Source organism: bacterium (assembly GCA_031082185.1).
Lineage (GTDB): Bacteria > Sysuimicrobiota > Sysuimicrobiia > Sysuimicrobiales > Humicultoraceae > VGFA01.
In genome coordinates this window covers 125259-144387 of the sequence record JAVHLI010000006.1, presented here as the reverse complement: position 1 = coordinate 144387, position 19129 = coordinate 125259, and the positions used below count along the sequence as shown (strand labels likewise).

The 19129-nt window shown below is 67.6% G+C and carries 14 protein-coding genes; 9 read left to right on the top strand and 5 right to left on the bottom strand.

Going from position 1 to position 19129, the window contains the following annotated elements:
- The 9 genes from RDU83_07905 to RDU83_07865 are packed head-to-tail and all read left to right on the top strand — an operon-like array spanning window position 1 to window position 10548.
- Complete coding sequence (locus RDU83_07905) at window positions 1-993, top strand: IS630 family transposase (GenBank protein MDQ7840936.1); 993 nt, start codon at window positions 1-3, stop codon at window positions 991-993.
- 9 nt (window positions 994-1002) lie between these two features.
- Complete coding sequence (locus RDU83_07900) at window positions 1003-1302, top strand: UxaA family hydrolase (GenBank protein ID MDQ7840935.1); 300 nt, start codon at window positions 1003-1005, stop codon at window positions 1300-1302.
- Window positions 1299-2447, top strand: coding sequence for a UxaA family hydrolase (locus tag RDU83_07895; GenBank protein MDQ7840934.1), 1149 nt, complete (start codon window positions 1299-1301; stop codon window positions 2445-2447). Before RDU83_07900 ends, RDU83_07895 begins: the two co-directional genes overlap by 4 nt.
- A 37-nt stretch (window positions 2448-2484) precedes the next feature.
- Window positions 2485-3894, top strand: a complete 1410-nt coding sequence (locus RDU83_07890) for an aldehyde dehydrogenase family protein (protein MDQ7840933.1) — start codon at window positions 2485-2487, stop codon at window positions 3892-3894.
- Between the two features lie 56 nt (window positions 3895-3950).
- Complete coding sequence (locus RDU83_07885) at window positions 3951-5216, top strand: ABC transporter substrate-binding protein (protein ID MDQ7840932.1); 1266 nt, start codon at window positions 3951-3953, stop codon at window positions 5214-5216.
- Window positions 5217-5232: 16 nt separating this feature from the next.
- A complete protein-coding gene (locus RDU83_07880; protein ID MDQ7840931.1) occupies window positions 5233-6171 on the top strand; it encodes a sugar ABC transporter permease in 939 nt (312 codons plus the stop codon).
- Window positions 6172-6174: 3 nt separating this feature from the next.
- Complete coding sequence (locus RDU83_07875; protein MDQ7840930.1) at window positions 6175-7008, top strand: carbohydrate ABC transporter permease; 834 nt, start codon at window positions 6175-6177, stop codon at window positions 7006-7008.
- Between the two features lie 5 nt (window positions 7009-7013).
- Entirely contained in the window at window positions 7014-8381 is a 1368-nt protein-coding gene (locus tag RDU83_07870; GenBank protein ID MDQ7840929.1) for a fucose isomerase, read from the top strand.
- Window positions 8371-10548: a glycoside hydrolase family 31 protein gene (locus tag RDU83_07865; GenBank protein ID MDQ7840928.1), complete on the top strand. Its 2178-nt coding sequence runs from the start codon at window positions 8371-8373 to the stop codon at window positions 10546-10548. The genes RDU83_07870 and RDU83_07865 overlap by 11 nt, the downstream gene beginning before the upstream one ends.
- Window positions 10549-10671: 123 nt before the next feature.
- On the opposite strand, the gene RDU83_07860 is transcribed toward RDU83_07865, so the two are convergent.
- The 5 genes from RDU83_07860 to RDU83_07840 form a co-directional block, all read right to left on the bottom strand.
- Complete coding sequence (locus RDU83_07860; GenBank protein ID MDQ7840927.1) at window positions 10672-11574, bottom strand: nucleotidyl transferase AbiEii/AbiGii toxin family protein; 903 nt, start codon at window positions 11572-11574, stop codon at window positions 10672-10674.
- Entirely contained in the window at window positions 11571-12194 is a 624-nt protein-coding gene (locus RDU83_07855; GenBank protein ID MDQ7840926.1) for a type IV toxin-antitoxin system AbiEi family antitoxin domain-containing protein, read from the bottom strand. Before RDU83_07855 ends, RDU83_07860 begins: the two co-directional genes overlap by 4 nt.
- A 145-nt stretch (window positions 12195-12339) precedes the next feature.
- On the bottom strand, window positions 12340-13473 hold the full coding sequence (locus RDU83_07850) for an aminotransferase class V-fold PLP-dependent enzyme (protein MDQ7840925.1): 1134 nt from the start codon (window positions 13471-13473) through the stop codon (window positions 12340-12342).
- Between the two features lie 24 nt (window positions 13474-13497).
- Window positions 13498-16752 carry a PAS domain S-box protein gene (locus RDU83_07845; protein ID MDQ7840924.1) on the bottom strand — a complete coding sequence of 1085 codons (3255 nt, stop codon included), beginning with the start codon at window positions 16750-16752 and terminating at the stop codon, window positions 13498-13500.
- Window positions 16752-19121, bottom strand: a complete 2370-nt coding sequence (locus RDU83_07840; protein MDQ7840923.1) for an ATP-binding protein — start codon at window positions 19119-19121, stop codon at window positions 16752-16754. The genes RDU83_07845 and RDU83_07840 overlap by 1 nt, the downstream gene beginning before the upstream one ends.
- Between the last annotated feature and the right edge of the window lie 8 nt (window positions 19122-19129).

Sequence of the window (19129 nt, the reverse complement as noted above, 5' to 3'; positions counted from 1 at the left end):
GTGGCTCTCCGTGCCCGGATCGTGCTGGGCGCTGCTGAAGGCCAGTCGAACGCGGGTCTGGCCAAACAGTTGGGCGTCACGCGGCCGACGGTCCTGGTGTGGCGTCGGCGGTATGCAAAGGCGGGGGTCGCGGGCCTGCTCAAAGATGCGCCCCGTCCGGGCCGTCGCAAGCGGATCGGGGCCCAGAAGGTGGCGGCCATCGTGAATGCCACCCTGCACACCACCCCGCGGGCTGCGACGCATTGGAGTACGCGGAGTATGGCGCGTGCGCAGGGGGTGAGCGAGGCCACCGTGCGGCGCATCTGGCACGCGCACGGCCTGCAGCCGCATCGCACCGAGACCTTCAAGTTGAGTCGCGATCCCCACTTCGTCCGCAAGCTGCGGGATGTGGTCGGGCTGTACCTCAACCCGCCCGATAAGGCGCTGGTGCTGTGCGTGGACGAGAAAAGCCAGATCCAGGCCCTGGATCGGACGCAGCCGAGTCTGCCGCTGCGGCCGGGAATCCCGGCGCGCCAGACCCCTGACTACGTCCGCCATGGGACCACGACCCTGTTTGCGGCCCTCAACGTCCTGGACGGGACGGTGATCGGCCACTGCCAGCCGCGGCATCGGCACATGGAATTCCTGGCCTTCCTGGAGCGGGTGGACCGGATGGTTCCGCGCCGACGCGAGATTCACCTGATCCTGGACAACTACGGCACGCACAAGCATCCGCGGGTGCAGGCGTGGTTCGCCGCGCGCCCCCGCTACCATCTACACTTCACTCCCACGGGGTCGTCGTGGCTCAATCTGGTGGATCGCTGGTTTGCCGAGATCACCCGCAAGCGCATCCGGCGCGGCGCGTTCCGCAGCGTCCGCGAATTGGAGCGGGCCATCTACCAGTACCTGCGGGAAAACAACAAGCACCCCCGTCCGTTCATCTGGACGGCTACAGCATCGACGATCATGCGCAAGATCAAGCATTGTAAAGAAGCGTTAGACGCGGGACACTAGGAGGCACCCGTGGTCCACAAAGCCATCGCACAAGCCATCGCACACAAGAAGGGAGATGCCGTGGCGGTTGCCGTCGGCGACCTGCTGCCCGGAGAGGCCGTTCAGGTGCGCGTGCTGGACGGGTCCGGACCGATTACGGTGACGGTCCGGGACGCCATCCCGCTGGGACACAAGCTAGCGCTGCTCGACGTTCCACAGGGCCAGGACGTCATCGAGTACGGCGAGCGCATCGGCCGTGCCACCCAACCCATCGCGGTCGGCGCGCACGTGCACGTCCACAACGTGAAGAGCGCGAGGTGGTCGGCATGAGGCTCACAGGGTACCGCCGGCGGAATGGTGCGGCCGGCATCCGCAACCACGTGGCGATCCTGCCGCTCGACGATCTGTCCAACGCCGCGGCCGAGGGCGCGGCCCGTCTGATCCCGGGTGCGCTCCCGCTACCCCACGCCTACGGCCGGCTGCAGTTCGGCGCGGATCTCGACCTCTTCTTTAGAACCATGATCGGAACCGGCGCGAACCCCAACGTGGCCGCCGTCGTCGTCGTGGGCATCGAGCCGAAGTGGACGCAGCGACTGGCGGACGGTATCGCCAAGACGGGCAAGCCGGTCGAGGCCTTCTCGATCGAGGGCGCCGGCGACCTGCGCACCATCGAGCGCGCGGCCAGGGCGGCCAAGGCTATGATGCAGGACGCCAGCGAGCAGCAGCGCGAGCCCATCGAGCCGAAGGACCTGGTGATCTCGCTCAAGTGCGGGGAGTCCGACACCACCCTGGGCATCGCCGGAAACCCGGCACTCGGCCGGGCGGTGGATCACCTGGTGGACGCAGGGGCGACGGTGATCTTCGGCGAGACCTCCGAGCTGACCGGCGGTGAGCACCTCATCGCGGCGCGGTGCGCCACGCCCGAAGTACGCGAGGCGTTCCTGCGCACCCATGCGGCCTACATCGAGTTCATCCAGTCCACCGGTGCCGACCTACTCGGCTCGCAGCCGACCGAGGGCAACATCGCGGGAGGGCTCTCCACGATCGAGGAAAAGGCGCTCGGCAACATCCAGAAGACCGGCACACATCCGGTGCGGTCGGTGCTGACGCCCGCGGAGACGCCGAAGGGTCCCGGGTTGCACTTCATGGACACTTCCAGCGCCGCGGCCGAGATGATCACCCTGGCCGGGGCCGCGGGGTCCGTCCTCCACTTCTTCACCACCGGGCAGGGGAACGTCATCGGGAACCCGATCGTACCGGTGGTTAAGATCTCGCCCAACCCAAACACCACCGGGCCGATGAGCGAGCACATTGATGTGGACCTGTCGCGATTGCTTTTCGGTGAGATGAGCCTGGAGGAGGCGGGGGCGCGCATTCTCGAAGTCTTCGAGCGCACCGTCTGCGGCCGGCTCACGGATGCCGAGGTTCTGGGGCATCGCGAGTTCGTCCTGACCAAGCTCTACCGCAGCGCCTGATCCAGACCGGTCCGAGCCGGAGGGGTACGCCGTGAGGATGTACGTTGCCGGGCAGTGGATCGAGGGAACGCGGACCCAGCCGGTCATCCACCCTTACGACGGCTCCGTGATTGACACGGTGCCGGTGGCCGGCGCCGCGGACGTCGAGCGCGCGCTGGCGAGCGCCACCCGCGGGGCGCGGGCCATGCGCCGGCTGAGCGGCCATGAGCGCTACCGAATCCTGACGAAAGCCGCGGGGCTGATCGGGGGACGCGCCGAGGAGTTCGCCCGCACGATTACCCTGGAAGAGGGAAAGGTCCTCAAGGAGTCTCGCGTTGAGGTCGCCCGCGCGGTCGAGACGCTGACGCTGTCGGCCGAGGAGGCCAGGCGGATCGCCGGCGAGATCGTGCCACTCGACGGATCGCCGGGCGCCGCCGGCCAGTTCGGATTCACGCTCCGCGTGCCGTGCGGCGTGGCCGTTGCCATCAGCCCGTTCAACTTCCCGCTGAACCTGGTCATGCACAAGGTCGGCCCGGCGCTGGCCGCGGGCAACAGCGTCATCGTGAAGCCGGCCAGCGACACGCCGCTGTCCGCGCTGAAGCTCGTCGAGGCGCTGCTGGAGGCGGGCCTGCCCGAGGAAGGCATCCAGTGCCTGGTCGGCGGCGGCCGGGAGATCGGCGAGCCGCTGTGCACCGATCCGCGCGTGCGCAAGATCACGTTCACCGGCAGTCGGGACGTCGGCGAACGGATCTGCCGGATCGCCGGCATCAAGAAGGTCACCATGGAGCTCGGCAGCAACTCGCCGGTCATCGTGATGCCGGACGCCGACATGGAGGAAGCCGCCGCCGCAATCGCGGCCACGGGCTACGCGAACGCCGGCCAGATCTGCATAAGCGCGCAACGGATCATCCCCCTCAGGCCCGTGTACGCGAGTCTGGTTGACGCGCTGGCCCCCAAGGTGGCCGCGATCACCACCGGCGATCCCCTGGACGAGCGGACCGCGATGGGCCCGATGGTGCGCGAATCCGAGGCGCAGCGCGTCGAGGCCTGGGTGGCGGAAGCCCTGTCCGGCGGCGCCCGGCTGGTAGTCGGTGGCGAGCGCCACGGCGCGGTCTACGCGCCGACGGTCGTGGCCGACGTCAGTCCCCGCATGCGCATCTCGTGCGACGAGCTGTTCGGACCGGCGGTCGCCATCACCGCGGTCGACACGTTTGATGAAGCCATCGCGCTGGCCAACGACTCCAACTACGGTCTCTCGGCGGCGATCTTTACCCGGAACCTAGACTCGGCGATGCGGTTCGCGCGGGAGGCCGAGTCCGGCAGTATCCACATCAACTGGGGGCCGCAGTGGCGGGCCGACCTCATGCCGTACGGCGGCCTGAAGGAGAGCGGCTTCGGCAAGGAAGGCCCTAAGTACGCAATGGAGGAGATGACCGAGATCAAGATGGTAGTGATGCACCTCAAGTAGCATCCAAATCGCACGACCGGCCTGACAGAGGCCACAGACAGAGGAGGGAGATTCGCATGAGAACGCGCATGCTGGCGGTCGTAGCGGCGCTGGCTATCGGGCTCGCAGTGCTACCCGTTTCTGCACAGACGCCGGTCACGATCACCTGGAGCACGCTCGCGACGGGCGGGGCGATCGTCTCCGACGTCTACCGCGCGCTCGTTCAGCAGTACGAGCGCCAGAATCCCGGGACAAAGGTCAACCTCCAGATACAGCCCGGAACCTCCGGGGAGCAGCTCAGCCGGTACGTGACCCTGTTCGCGGCGAAGGACAGCTCCGTGGACGTCATCTCCATTGACGTGATCTGGCCGTCTCAGATGGTCGCCGCGGGCTGGCTCGCCCCGCTCGACCAGTGGCTCTCCAGAGAGCGACGCGAGGAGTACCTGCCGGGAGGCATCAGAGCCAACACGATCGGCGGGAAGATCTACGGGATCCCGTGGTACGCCGACGCGGGACTGTTCTACTACCGAAAGGACCTGCTGGAGAAGCACAGGGCGCGGGTCCCGCAGACTTGGGACGAGATGATCGCCACCGCGCAGCGAATCGTGGCGGCCGAGAACAACCCGGCGCTCGGCGGGTTCCTGTTCCAGGGAGCGCGCATCGAGGCGCTGGCCAACTTCTTCTTCGAGGTCCTCTGGAGCAACGGCGGCGACATCCTCGATACCGGCGGCAAGGTCATCGTGGACAACGGCAAGGGCCTCGAGGCCCTGAACTTCATGCTCGATCTGGTCCGGCGGCACCGTGTCACCCCGCCGGGCGTTACGACCCTGCCGACCGACGACACGCGCGCCATCTTCCAGGACGGCCGGTTCGTATTCCTACGAAACTGGACCTACGCCTACGGCCTGTTCCAGGGCGAGGGCTCCAAGGTGGAGGGCAAGGTGGGTATCGCGCCGCTGCCGCGGGGATCCGCCGGCAGCGCGTCCACCCTCGGCGGCTGGCAGCTCGCGGTCAGCAACTTCTCCCGCAACAAGGAAGCCGCCTATCGCCTGGTCGAGTTCCTGACCGGATCGGTCGCGCAGAAGAGCATGGCGATACAGTTGAGCACCGTGCCCACGCGCAAAGACACGTTCGAGGACGCGATCGTCAAGCAACGGGCGCCGCACTATCCCGACATGCTGAAGGTCGTCCTAAACGCCCGGCCGCGGCCGCAGATCGCGGACTACCCGCGGCTGTCGAGCATCGTGCAGACAAACCTGCACGCTGCGCTGACGAACCAGTTCAGCGCGGAGGAAGCGATCACACGCATGGCACGAGAGATTCGCTCCCTGCTCGGCCAGTAACGGGACAGGGCGGCGCATGACCGCGCCGACCATAGCACGACCGGGAGCAGGATCGCGCGCGGTCCGCCGGTGGATGACCGGTCAGATCACCCAGGGTGAGCTGGCCGCGGTCCTGCTCCTGCCCTGTTTGCTTTTCCTTGCGGTCTTCGCGATCTACCCGGTCTTCAACGCGGTCTGGACCAGTTTGCACCACCTGCGGCTGGACCAACCGCACCTGGGTATGCCCTTCGTCGGGCTGCGCAACTACGCGCGGGCGTTCGGCGACGAGTATACCTGGCACGCGATCCGCGTCACGCTCATCTACACGACCGTCACGGTCTCCGCGCAGTTCGTGCTGGGTCTCGGAATCGCGCTCGTGGTCAACCGCCTGGAGCGCGGCCGGGGATTCGTGCGGGCCGCGGTGCTGCTTCCGTGGACGATGGCGCCGGTGCTCGCCGGCCAGATGTGGCGATGGCTCTTCAACGATCAGGCGGGCGTGATCAACGACCTGCTCAACCGGACCGGTCTGGTGCAGGGACAGATCATCTGGCTGGGCTCGCCGGTCCTGGCCTTCTTCGCGGTGACGGTCGCGGCCACTTGGGGAGCCGCCTCCTACATGGCGCTGATACTCCTGGCCGGCCTGCAGGGCATTCCCGATGATCTGTACGAGGCCTCCAGTCTGGACGGCGCCTCGCCGCTGCAGACCTTCTTTGCCGTGACCCTTCCTCTGCTGCGCAACGCCATCATGGTGTCGCTGGTGCTGCGGACGCTGGGCGCCCTCCAGGCCCTCGACCTGCCGTTTGCGATGACCGGCGGCGGGCCGGGCAACGCCACCGAGACGTTTGCCCTGTTCATCTACAAGAACACTTTCCAGTTCCTCGATTTCGGATACGGGGCGGCGCTGTCGGTCATCTTGGTCGTGATCGCGCTGGGCTTCGCCGGCACGTACTACCGTGTGCTGGCGCCGAGGGACTGAGCCGTGGCCGGGCGCAGAATCCTCAACCGGATTGCGCTGGCGGCTCTGGTCGCGCTTGCGATAATCTGGTCGCTGGCGCCGTACCTCTGGACCCTGTTCACGTCGTTCAAGACCGAGCGGGAGCTCTACCAGTTCCCGGTCACGTACCTTCCGAAGGTCCCAACGATCATCAACTACGTCAATGTGTTCACGCAGAACCCGTTTGGCCGGTTCCTGCTGAACAGCGCCATCGTCACCGTGCTCTCGACCGTACTGTGCCTGTTCATCGCGTCGCTGGCCGCCTACGCCTTTGCGCGGCTGAAGTTCCGGGGCCGGGAACCCCTGCTGGTGGGGCTGCTTGTCGTGGCAATGATCCCGTTGATCACGCTGATCGTCCCGCTGTACATCCTGGTGCGCAAACTGGGCCTGCTCAATACCTATTGGGGGCTGATCGCGCCCTACGTCACGTACTCGCTTCCGGTGGCAATCTTCATCCTGACCGCGTTCTTCCGCGAGATCCCCCCCGAACTGGAAGAGGCGGCGCTGATTGACGGCTGCACGCGGATGAACACCCTGTGGCGGATCATCGCACCGCTGGCCGCGCCGGGCCTCATCACGGCTGGGATCATCGTGTTCGTCTACACCTGGAACGAGTTTCTGATCGCGATGACGCTCACCAGCACCACCGGTGTCCGCACCATCACCGTGGGCATCGCGCTCTACCGCGGCGAGTTCACCTTCCCGTGGGGCGTAATCTCTGCGGCCGTGGCGCTGGCCACGGTCCCGATAATGGCGCTCATCCTGCTCGGCCAACGCCTCGTGATCCGCGGCCTGACCGCGGGCGCGGTCAAGGGATGACACAGATGGATAAGACAATGGTTCGCGTCGGCCTCGTCCCCATCGTCCGCCCGGTCTTCCGCGGCGCTCGGATGGGTCTGGTGGAATCCAGCCGAAAGGCGCTGGCCGCTCTGGCTGACCGCCTGGGATTCGCACTCGCCTACGCCGGCGCGCCCGTGACCGACGCCGAGGAGGCACGGGCCCGCGCCGCCGAGGTCGCGGAGCTGCTCCGTGCAGGCGCGCTCGACCTTCTGCTCGTTGAGCACGTGACGTTCGCCACCGGAGATCTCGTTGTGCCTCTGCTGGGACTCGACATGCCGATGGGCCTATGGGCTCTGCCGGAGGCGACGCCGGATGGACCCCTGCCGCAGAATGCCCTGTGCGGCCTCAACCTGAGCCTGAGTCTCCAGACGGGCCGCGCGACGCCCGTGAAGTGGTTCTACGGAAGCCCTGACGGCGAGGCGTTTCAGGCGCGGCTTGCGACCACGCTGCAGGCGCTGCGCGGCCGGAAGGCGGTGCGCGAGGGCCGGGTCCTCTGGATCGGCGGAACCGCGCCCGGATTCTACCGGCTCGAAGCAGTGCCCGACCTGCCGCTGCGGGTGGACCGCGCGCCGCTCGACGTCGTGTTCAACGCGCTGGCGCAGGTGGACGAGGACAGCGTCACCGCGCGCCTGGCCGAGATGGACGAGCCCTCATCAATCCCGCGGGACGACCTGCGCCCGACGATCCGGCTTGAGATCGCGCTAGAGCGCCTCTCTGAGGGCTATAACGGGATCGCGCTGCGCTGCTGGCCTGAGCTGCCCGACCGCGCCGGCACAATGGCCTGCGCCGCGTTCGCGCGCCTGGCCGATCGCGGCCTACCACACGCATGCGAGGGCGATCTGGCCGGTTTGGCGTCCATGCTTGCGGTGACGGCCGTCACCGGGGAGCCGTCGGCGCTGCTCGACCTCTCGCACGCCGACGATGACGGGCTGCTGTTCTGGCACTGCGGCAACGCGGCGCGCGCCTGGGCCGCCGGTACCACGCGCCTGGAGCCGCACTTCAACCGCGAACTGCCCGCGGTGCGCGACATGCGCCTGGCGCCGGGTCCGGTCAGCGGACTGCGGTTCTTGGAAGGGCGCAGGGCGGCCGTTTACGCGGGCACCGTGCTCGACCGGCGCGACGGCTACGACGGCGTCGCGGGCTGGATCGGGCACCTGCGGTGGGCGGGCAAGCCGGCGAGCGCAGGCGGCTTCCTGGCCAGCGTGCTCAACCTGCGGCTCCCGCACCACCTGGTATGGGGCCGCGGCGACGCGGAGGCCGCGCTGCTGGAGCTGTGCGCGTGGCTGGGGCACGATCCGCTGCCGTTCGATCCCGAGGACAAATCACTCAGGTGGGTGGCCGATGCGACTTGACCTGACGGCGCTCCGCCGACTTGACAACCTGTGGCTGCAGACCACGACGGCCTCCGGCGCGCGGTTCGCCACCGATACCGGGACGCTGCAGGCCGAGGTGTACGCGCCGGGAATCCTGCGCCTGCGCCTCTGCACAGACACAGCCGAGGCAGGACCGGATTACGGTCTCCTCGCGGCCGGACCGGAACCGCCCCCACAGGTGAGACTGTCTCAGGACGCCGGCGTCCATCGCCTCGAGGCCGGCGACCTCAGCCTGGAGCTGTGCGCCAATCCGGTACGGCTGCGCCTGGCGCGCCGCGGCATCGCGCTGCTCGAGTCAACGGGTGATGCGCACATCCGGGGCGGACTGCGCCTGCCGGCAGTAGCTATCGAAGGCGAAGCAGTGGGGCGACAGGGGTGGTTCCTGGCCCTGGGCCTGCACTCCGGCGAGCCGGTCTACGGGCTCGGCGAGAAGTTCGGGCCGCTGAACCACCGGGGCCAGTTGATAACGTCATGGAACGAGGATGCCCTCGGCGTCAACAGCGAGCTGTCGTACAAGAACGTCCCCTTCGCGTGGAGCCCGCAGGGATGGGGCCTGCTCGTCCACACGACGGCGCGGGTCGTCCACGGCGTAGGCTACCCGCCTTGGTCGCAGCGCAGCTACGTGCTCCGCGTGGACGATCCCGTCCTCGACCTCTTCCTGTTCGCAGCGGACTCTCCGGCCGCGCTGCTGGAACGCTTCACCCACCTGACCGGACGCGCGCCACTGCCGCCGCGTTGGAGCTACGGCGTCTGGATGTCCCGCTGCTACTACCGCACGGCCGACGAGGCGCTGGAGGCGGCGCGCACCATGCGCGAGCGGCGCATCCCGTGCGATGTCCTGGTGCTGGATGGCCGCGCGTGGCTGAAGGTCGAGACGCGCTTCGGATTCGAGTGGGACGCCGAACGATATCCTGATCCCGAGGCGTTCATCCGCAAGCTCAAGGCGCTGAACTTCCGGCTGTGCCTGTGGGAATATCCATACATCTCTGTGCATAGCCCGCTCTTCGCGCGTCTGGCGGAGAAAGGCTACCTGTTGCGCAACACGGCCGGAGAACCGTACGTCTACGAGTGGGACCCCGGACCGTTTGGGATGCTGCTCACCCCGCTGCCGCCGAGCGGCATGGTGGACTTCACGCAACCCGAGGCGTACGCCTGGTTTCGCGACGCGCACCGCGCGCTGTTCGCGCAGGGAGTTGACGCGATCAAGCCCGACTTCGGCGAGCAGGTCCCCGAGGACGCCGTGGCGGCGAACGGCGATTGCGGCCGAGAATTGCACAACGTCTACCCCCTCCTATTCAACCGCTGCGTCTACGAGGCAAGTCAGCGGCACGCGCCGGGCGGCGCACTGGTCTGGGGCCGATCGGGCTGGACCGGCAGCCAGCGATACCCGATCCAGTGGGGAGGCGATCCGCAGGCCGACTGGGAAGGCCTGGCGGCCAGCGTGCGCGGGGGGCTCTGCTGGGGCCTGAGCGGGGCGCCGTTCCACAGCCACGACATCGGCGGGTTCTACCACCAGAGGCCCGGAGCCATGCCCGACCCGGAGCTATACGTGCGCTGGGTTCAGACCGGGGTCATGGCCTCTCACACGCGCTTCCACGGCACGAGCCAGCGCGAGCCGTGGTTCTACGGGGACGAAGCCGAGCGGATTGTGCGCCGGTGGCTTGAGTGGCGCTACCGGTTGATACCGTACCTAGAGGCGTGTGCACTGGAAGCGCACCGCACCGGGATGCCGGTGATGCGCGCGATGCCCCTGGCGTTTCCCGACGATCCGGCGGCTTGGGCGTTCGAGCATCAGTACCTGCTGGGCCCGTCGTTGCTGGTTGCACCGGTGCTCGGACCCGGCGGCCACGTCACGTTGTACCTACCTGAGGGAGGGTGGTACGACCTGACGAATGGCGGGCGCGTCGAGGGCCCGCGCGTTCTGCGGAGGACGGTGCCTCTCGGCGAGATGCCGATGTACGGACGCGAGGGCCACATGCTGCCGCTCGGCCCGGTGGTGCAGCACACGGGCGAGCTGGGCAAGGGCGTTCTGAGCGAAGGCGCGGTGATCGAGGAAGCTTGGGCCTTCGGCACCGCTCCTGGGGAAATCAACGGGGAAATCAATCTGAGCGGCCTGCCTCCGGGAGTTCGCGTTCGCCACTGGTAGTCCACCGGCCACCCCGCCGGCGCGGCCGGTCGGTGCATCTGATCCGCGCATCATACTGCGGCAGGCGTAGGGAGCGGTAAGGGCTCGGCGGAGAGCGGTGCGAGGCCGGCGGTTCGCGACGTTTCAGGCGGCCCCGGGTGGAACCCAGGCGCGACGCGCAGGATCCCAGACTCCAACGGCCTCTCCGCGCAGGACCGGGTCGAGCCACGCCGCCACCAGCGCATGCGCGCGCGCCATGTCGGGATCGAGCCCGGCTTCCTTCGCCCCCTTCTCGAACTGCCGTCTCCAGTCTGCCGGAGGCGTCGGGATCGCCGACGGCAGCGCGTGCTGCTTCCTGGCCGTGAACGTCACCACCAGCGCCTCGTGCAGCGCCGCGGCCTCAACCGCCTCGAAGTGCGAAATCAGCACAAGGTCCACCAGATCCTTTGCTCGGCTGCTCGGCATGCCATCGCCGTAGGTCCCGGTCATCGCGTGGACCTTCTCCGCGACATGTTGGGCAAGCGGGATTACCGGCACCTCCACCGGCTCCATCTCGGCAAACGCCAGCAGGTTGGGGCCGCGGAGCCGGTTGGGTTTCCACCCCAGTGGGTCCGAGAAGCCCACGTCGACCTTGACCCGCTGGAACTCCCGCCCGGCCAGGTACGCCACGGCGAGGTAGCGCATGCCCCCGGCCTCGCCAACCTCATGGTGCGTCAGTTCCCCCTCGCGCTCGATCGCGAACGAGAAATAGTCGCCCAGGTCCATGTCCACCGCGGCCCGCAGATCGTCGAAGGCCTGCTCCTCCCCGCTGTGGTGCACGATGTCCAGGTCCCGCGTGAACCTACCGCCGCCGCCCAGCCGGTAGAGAAGCGCCAGCGCGCCTTTCAGCCGCCAATTATCACCCGGGAGGCGCACGAGCCTCGCAAGGAACCGGTCCAACACCACGCGCTTGTACAGGACATCCCCGGGGATGCCGTGCTCCCGCGCCATGTTGCCGAGTTGGCGCTCCAGTGCGGCTCGGAACCCCTGAGCGGTTGCGTACTTCACCGGCTCTCCGCCTCATGGATCGCCTGAACGATGAGCCTCGCGATCCGGGCCCCGCGGCCGCTCGCCGCGGCGACCAGCTCGCGCTTCGTGGTCAGCCCGCGTTTGAATGCCTCGCGGACGGCCTGGATTACCTGGTCGGCCATCGTCCCCTGCACGGCCGCATCTACGATCGTCCGCGCCGGCGAGGTCACGCGCATGCCCTCTCGCACGACAACCTCACCGGGCAGGAACGGTGCGCTGGTCGTGTGGATCTGGATGGACGAAAGAGTACGCGCGCTACCAGCGCGCGACCCACGGGGCACCGTCAGGTGGATCTTCCTCGGCACGACATCGGATAGGTCGTAGATCTGAAGTGCCGTCTCGTGAGAGACCGTTGCCTTTTCGGGGCCCACAGCCATCCGCGCCGCGATGATCTCATCGTGTGGGCTCGGCGGGAATTGGGCGATGCGGTACACTCCTCGCCAGACCCGGCGGAACTTCCCGGTCTGGGCGTGATGTCGCACCAGGTACCGATCAAAACCGCAGTCCCTCGCCTGGTCCAGGGTGAAGTACCCTCCTTGAGATGAGGCGATTTCGTAGAGGGCGTCATGGTCCGGGGCCTTGGATGGTGAAGGGTTCATTCGCAAGCTCCTTCGGTAATGCCCCTAAGAGTCCATAGGGGTGGCGATAGTTAGGGGCATAATTTACCCCTGTTAGTCTACCATAGTGTAGATGATTGGGGGTGGGTGCGAGCCGAGTTGAACCAGCCGGCCCTCGCGCCTGCCCTCAGGCGATGGCCCGTAGAAGCGCGTCGATGTCATCGGGCGCGTTGTAGAGGTGCGGCGCCACTCGTATCCCGTGCGGTCGCAGCGAAACAATCACGTTATGCTCCAGCAGACGCCGGTGCAGCGCCTCGTCCCGGGCGGTGTCGCCTGTAGTGAAACTCAAAATGGTGGAGCGCGTCCCTGGGGCCAGCGACGACGTGATCGTCATCCCAAGCCGCTGCAGGCCGGGAATGAGCCGGTCGAACAGCGCGGCGATGTGCGCGTGCGTGCGCTCGACGCCCGACTCCAGCAGCAGCCCTAGCGAACTCTCCAGGACCTGGAGGGCCGCGGCGCTCTCGCTGCCAACCTGGTAGCGCATCGCGTCCTCCTTCCACACCAGGTCGGGCCGGGCGACCATGGACGTCTTCACACCCGCCTGGCCGGCGCGGTCCGGGAGAAGGGAGGGCATGGCGTCCCGCCGCACGTACAGGACGGCGGTCCCCGGGATACCGAGCAGCCACTTGTAGCATCCGGCCACGAGCACGTCCGCCCCCATCTCCTGCACGTCCACCGGCGTCACGCTCAGACTCTGGATCGCGTCAACGACGAGCAGGATTCCCCGCGGGCGGCACAGCCGGCCGAGCCGGCCGACGTCGCAGCGGTAGCCCGAGGTCCACTCCACGTGGCTGATGGACACGACGCGCGTCCGGCCGTCAATGCGCTCGACCAGCCCGTCCATGTCCACCTGACCGTTGGGTGCCGGCGTCATGCGCGCCTCGACTCCCCGGCGAACGAGATTCAGCCAGGGGTAGACCACGCCCGGATACTCGCACTCCGGCAATACCACGTTGTCGCCCGGGCGCCAATCCACCGTGTTGGCCACGATGCCCACACCGTCGGACGTTGACGGGACGAACGTGACCTCGGATGGGTCGCAGTTGATCGTCTCCGCCAGGGCGCGCCGCAGCGGACTAAGATCGTGCTCCTGGGCGCCCGGCCGGTAACGCAGGTGGCGGTGCTGCTGGCGGTCGGCGTACCGGCGGAGCACGTCCGCCGACCGCTGTGGCAGCGGCGAGGAGGCGGCGTGGTTGAGGAACGCGCACTCCGCGGTCAGCGGGAACTCAACTCGGCGCAGGTGTTCCAGGTCATGGCTCACGGTGTCGGGCTCCTTTGATGGGGATCAGATTGAGTTACCGATCAACTTGAAGAACGCCTCTACGACTCGAGGATCAAAGTGCTTCCCCGCCTGCTCGCGGATGTAAGCGTGCGCCTTCTCATCGTCCCAGGCCTTCCGGTAGGGCCGGTCCGAGCGCAGCGCGTCCCAAACGTCCACCACGGCGAAGATTCGGGCCGCCAGCGGGATATGCTCGCCCCGCAGTCCCTGCGGGTAGCCCGTGCCGTCCCACTTCTCGTGATGGGAGTACGGGATGTCAAGGGCCGGCCTAAGAAATGGGACGGGCAGGAGCATCTCGCGGGCTTGGGCCGGGTGCCGGCGCATCAATACCCACTCCTCTTCGGTCAGCGGACCGGGCTTATGCAGAACGGCATCGGGGACGCCGATCTTGCCTACGTCGTGCAGCAGCGCGCCCCGGCGGACGTTCACCAGATCGGCCTCGGGCACCCCCAGGGCCGCGGCCAGCCGGACCGTCATCTCGGCGACGCGCTGCGTGTGCCCCTCGGTCTCTTTGTCGCGCAGGTCCAGGCTGCGGACACTCATTTCCAGGGTGGCGTCGTAGGCCATTGCCAGGTCTGCATTGGAACGCTGCAGATCCTCAAGCAGTTCCGCGCTGTCCACCGCGATCGCGGCCTGGGCCGCCAGTCCCTCCAGGAACAACAGCCACTCGGGGTTGGGGTCAAGCGGCTGCCGGTGGAACAGCTCGAGCACGCCCTTCACCTGCCCTTTGGCGATCAGCGGTACCGCGACCTGTGCAACGAAGCGCTCGGCGACCACCAGCGGTGACCCCGCAAGGCCTTCCTCCTCAGCCAGCCTGGGAATGACGACGGTGCGGCGCTCGAGGGCCGCGCGGCCGGCAGGCCCTTCGCCCAGGCCCAGCCGGACGCGCCGGTGGGCATCGGTCAGGAACCCGCGGTCAGCTGCATGCTCGAGGGTGTGCGTATGGCGGCCGAGCAGCAGGACCGCGGCCGCATCAACGCGCAGATGGCTGGTGACCGCGGAGAGCAGGACTGCAAGGGTAACCCGCAGGTCCATACTGGAGGTAATGGCCAGGTTAATCTCGTGCAGCGCCTGCAGCCTGGCCATCCGGTTCTGGGCCTGACGGTAGACCCAGGAGTGGGCTATGAACAGGGCCAGTTGCTGGGAGATGCGCTCGACAGCCATTACCTTATCTTCCGGCAGGGCGTTGAGGTTACGGCTGGCGATCAGGATGGCACCGCGCCACTCTCCACCCTCCGCACCTGCCTGCGGCACCGGCAGGTGTAGGGGAATGCTGGCCCAGGCCTGAATGCCCTCGTGCTTGGCGAACTCGAACATCCGGCCCTGCTCGTCGGGCCGCTCGCGGACTATGTGAGTGCGCTGGAGCCACTTGGCAAAGGTGCCGACTGGAAGCGCGCGCATCGAGGCCAGTAGCTCCTCAGAAGCACCTTTCCAGGCGCGCATGATCGGCTCGCCCCCGTCCACCAGGTAGATGCCGCCGATATCCGCGCCCAAGAGGTCCATCACCCCATCGAGCATGTACCGCAGTCGTTGGTCCAGGTCCCGCGTGCTCAGCAGGCGTTCGAAAAGTTGGGCCTGGCCGGCGAGTTCCTCGGCGTGGCGTTGGGTGAGGTCGAGAAGCCGCGCCCTGGCCACGGCCAGCGAGAGCAGGTTGACGGCCTGCTCGGCCCGTGCAATCTCGTCAGGGGAGAAGCGCCGTGGCTCAATGAAGTACATAATCGCGGCACCAATCTTCTCCTCACCTGCGATGAGCGGAACGCCCAGAGCCGAGCTATAGGGCATCTTGGTCGCGATGCGGTGGCTGATGTGCGGGGTATCGAGAACATCCTCGACGGCAAGCGTGCGCCCCAAGGCCAGTGAAGAACCGGTCATCGTGATCTCGCCCGGTTCGGGCTGGACCCACGGAAACGGCCGGCGGCCCCCACCCGTGCCGGCAACCAGAACCGGAACCTGTCGCGCTTCATCCCACTGGTTGATGTTGCATCCATCCGCGCCAATCACGCCGATGAGCCGGTCTGCCAGCGTCTGCATCAGGGTCGGGTAGTCAGGCGTACTCAGGGCGGCTTCGGTGATCTCTTGGAGCAGGAGGAGGTGCATCGTCTGCGCTCGCAGCGCCTCCTCTGACCGCACCCGCTCCGAGACGTCGTGGGCCAGCACCAACTCGGCAGGCCTGCCCATGTAGGTCAGACGGTTGACGGTGATGTCCATCAGGGTGATATCACCGTTCTTCTTGCGATGCCTGTATGTGCCGCGGAACTCGGCGCCGATGGGTGCCTTCCGCAGCCGGTCCAACAGGCCCGGGATATCCTCGGGCGGCCGGATATCCATGATGGTCATGCCCAGGAACTCCTCGCGCGAGTATCCGTAGTGGCGGACGGCCGCCTCGTTGACCGTGAGGAACCCCAGCGTTTCCATGTCGAACACCCACGCGGGGTGCGGGCTCGAATCAAACAGCAGCCGGTAGCGCGCCTCGCTCTCCTGCAGCGCCTCCTCGGCCTGCTTGCGCTCCGTGACGTCCTGGACGGTTCCCTCATAGAGCTGGACCCGACCGCCGGCATCGGGAACGGCCCGCGTGTTGTTCTCCGCCCAGAAGACCGTGCCGTCGCACCGCCGGGCCCGCACCTCGAACCTACGCACGACCCCGGTGCGCTCGATCACCGTCTTGAACCGTGCGCGGTCTTCGGGGTCCTCATAGAAATCGGCTGCGTTGAGCGCCAGCGCGTGCTCCGGGCTCGTACACCGCATCAGCTGTACGAACGCAGGGTTCACGTCCAGAATGCGGCCGTCCGGCGTACTCCGGTAGACCCCAAGGGGCACGTGCTCGAACAGGCGCACATAGCGCGCCTCGATCTCCCGGAGGGCCGCTCGTTGACGGGCCCTCTCCAGCGCCGCGCGCACCGATGCCACCAGGCGGACCAAGTGCTTGGACGACTTCACGACATAATCGTCAAGGCCGCTCTTCATCGCCTCGACCGCGACTTCTTCGCCGCCGGTCGCGGTGAACATGATCACCGGGCAGTCGGGCATCCTGGCCTTCACCGCGCGCGAAACCGCGATCCCGTCTGTCCACCGAAGCCGGTAATCGGTGATGACTAGGTCAAAGCCCCCCTGATCCATTGCCCTGTCGAGGCCCGCGGCGCCGGAGACCTGCTCGATCTGAATGCCCGGGGACTCCCGCCGCAGCCTGCGCTCGACCATGACGCGATCGTCGGGGTTGTCGTCCACCAGCAGGATGCGAACCCCCATCGTCTCGGGCCCCATCAGGTCTTCACCTCCGGCAGCTCGATCCAGAATCGGCTCCCCTGCCCTCCGGCCGACTCCACCCCTACACGGCCGCCCATCCGCTCAACCCCCCGCCGCACGATCGCCAGCCCTATCCCTGTCCCAGAGTAGGCCTCCGACCCGTGCAGCCGCTCGAACACCCGGAAGATCCGCTCCTGGTGCTCCGGCGCGATCCCGATGCCGTTGTCCTCAACCCACAGGCGAACCCGCCCGTCGCGCGGCTCCGCTGCCAAACGCACCCTGGGAGCCGTGCCCGCCTCCACGAACTTGAGCGCGTTCGAGATCAGGTTAACCAACACCTGCGTCAACACGGTGCGGTGCCCCCTGATCACAGGCAGTGGATCCTCCACGCGCACTTCCGCTTCCTGCCCGCGAATCTCTTCCTCCATCTCGGCCAGGACTTCCCCCACTACTTCCCCGAGATCCACCGGCTGCAGCCGCATCTCCAAGCGGCCCAGCCGGCTGTAGGCCAGCAGATCCTGGATCATGCGATCCAATCCCTCTGCTGCGGATTCGATCCGCCGCAGGTAGTCCTGTCCCTTCTCGTCCAGCCGCCCGGCGTGGTCTTCGCGCAGCGCCTGACCGAAACCCTGTATCGCGCGCAGCGGCGCCCGCAGGTCGTGCGCAACCGAGTAGCCGAAGGCCTCCAGATCGGCGTTGGCCGCCTCCAGCTCAGTGGTGCGCTCGACAACGCGGCGCTCCAGTTCCGAGGCATGTGTCCTTACCTGCTCCAGCAGCAGGGCTCTCTGCAATGCCAGGGCCATGACCCCTCCGGCCTGCTCGGCCCGGGCGATCTCATCGGGAGTGAAGTGGTGCCGGTCGTTGAAGAACATCGCGAGGGCGCCGAGCTTCTCGCCGCCGGCTATTAGCGGCACTCCCAGACCGGATCGGAAGGGTATTGTGGCAGCTATGCGGGGACTGAGGTAGGGGGTGTCGAGAAGATCCTCAACGACAATCGCACGACCCGCGGCCAGGGCCGAACCGGTGATCGTCGCTTCGCCCGGTTCAACCTGGACCCACGGAACCGCATGGGGGTCCATACCCGTGGCCGCCGCCAGGACCGGCTGCCGCCGCGTCTGGTCCCACAGGTTGACGCGGCAGGCATCGGCGCCGATTACCTCGACGAGCCGGTCTGCCAGCGTCTGCAGCATTGTCCGCAGATCGGGCGCTGCCAGAGCGGCGCGGGTGATCTCGTGGAGCCGCCCAAGGTATTCCTGCTGACCGAGCAGCTCTGCCTGCCGGGCCTGGAGGCCCTCGGCCATCCCATCAAAGGCGTGGGCCAGGCGTCCGACCTCGTCCTCGCCGTGGCGGAGCCCGGTGCGAGCGGAAAGATCGCCTTCGGTCAAGCGCCGCGCCACGGCCATCAGCGCGTCCACCGGCCGAATGACGAGACTGGCGGCCACCCGCCACGATACTGCCATCGCCAGCAGTGCCACGATCCCCAGCAGGAGGAGGTTGCGGCCCAGATCCCGGTCGGCAGGCCCAAGGACAACCGCTGTGGGGATGCCGACCCCAAAGTGCAGGGCGCCCGCTTCCTCTGCGCCGGCAACGGAAGCAATCCCGTAGAGGCGCCTGACGCCATCCTCGCCCAGCGCCTCGGCCGCCCCCTTTCCGCTGCCGGCGAGCATGGCCCTGGCAATCTCGACATGAGGGATGGAGCGGCCGACCCACTTCTCATGATCAGGGTGCCGAAAGAGCACGGTGCCCGAGCTGTCAAGTGCGAGAAGCACCGACCCCGCGGGCAGACGGGCAGGGACGGCCCAGTCGGCAAGCTTCTTCAGATTCAGCCCGGCGAAGACGACCCTGACCACGCCGCCGGCGCGGTCCAGGACGGGCAGCGCTGCGACCACAACGGGAGTCGCGGCAACCTGGCCGGACTGGAAGTTCCCAAGGGCAAACCCGCGCGCGCGCACTGCCCGCCGGAACCACGCATGCTCGGAGGCGTTGACCGGCCCAGCCAGGGGCACGGCACTGCAGCGAATGGCGCCATCCGCATCGGCAACACCCAGGTTGGCATACTCGGGATTCCACGCCAGCGTTTGGGATAGGTACCGGCTGCATCCGGCCGGATCGCCGCCGTACACATCCCTGGCGCCGGCTGCCAGGGTCAGCCCGCTCCAAGTGCCGTCAATAATCCGCCTGTAGCGCCCGGCGGCTTCTTCAGCTTCCCCGGCCGCTTCCGCCAGCGCGAGCGCCCTGATGTGCCGGCGGTGCTCCCGATCGGCGTACAGCGTGAGCCCTAGCGCAGGGACTACTGCTGCGAGAACGATCAATGTCAGTCGGGGGCGCAGTCCCGCGACACGCAGTCGGCGCATGTACGTGGCGACCCAACCGGCGGCCTTCGGCATTGTCCCAT

Bases quoted from the DNA above. Each gene is read 5' to 3' on its own strand.
- RDU83_07895 (MDQ7840934.1), top strand. From the start codon at position 1,299: ATGAGGCTCACAGGGTACCGCCGGCGGAATGGTGCGGCCGGCATCCGC.
- RDU83_07890 (MDQ7840933.1), top strand. From the start codon at position 2,485: ATGTACGTTGCCGGGCAGTGGATCGAGGGAACGCGGACCCAGCCGGTC.
- RDU83_07885 (MDQ7840932.1), top strand. From the start codon at position 3,951: ATGAGAACGCGCATGCTGGCGGTCGTAGCGGCGCTGGCTATCGGGCTC.
- RDU83_07880 (MDQ7840931.1), top strand. From the start codon at position 5,233: ATGACCGCGCCGACCATAGCACGACCGGGAGCAGGATCGCGCGCGGTC.
- RDU83_07870 (MDQ7840929.1), top strand. From the start codon at position 7,014: ATGGATAAGACAATGGTTCGCGTCGGCCTCGTCCCCATCGTCCGCCCG.
- RDU83_07865 (MDQ7840928.1), top strand. From the start codon at position 8,371: ATGCGACTTGACCTGACGGCGCTCCGCCGACTTGACAACCTGTGGCTG.
- RDU83_07855 (MDQ7840926.1), bottom strand. From the start codon at position 12,194: ATGAACCCTTCACCATCCAAGGCCCCGGACCATGACGCCCTCTACGAA.
- RDU83_07845 (MDQ7840924.1), bottom strand. From the start codon at position 16,752: ATGGGGCCCGAGACGATGGGGGTTCGCATCCTGCTGGTGGACGACAAC.
- RDU83_07840 (MDQ7840923.1), bottom strand. From the start codon at position 19,121: ATGCCGAAGGCCGCCGGTTGGGTCGCCACGTACATGCGCCGACTGCGT.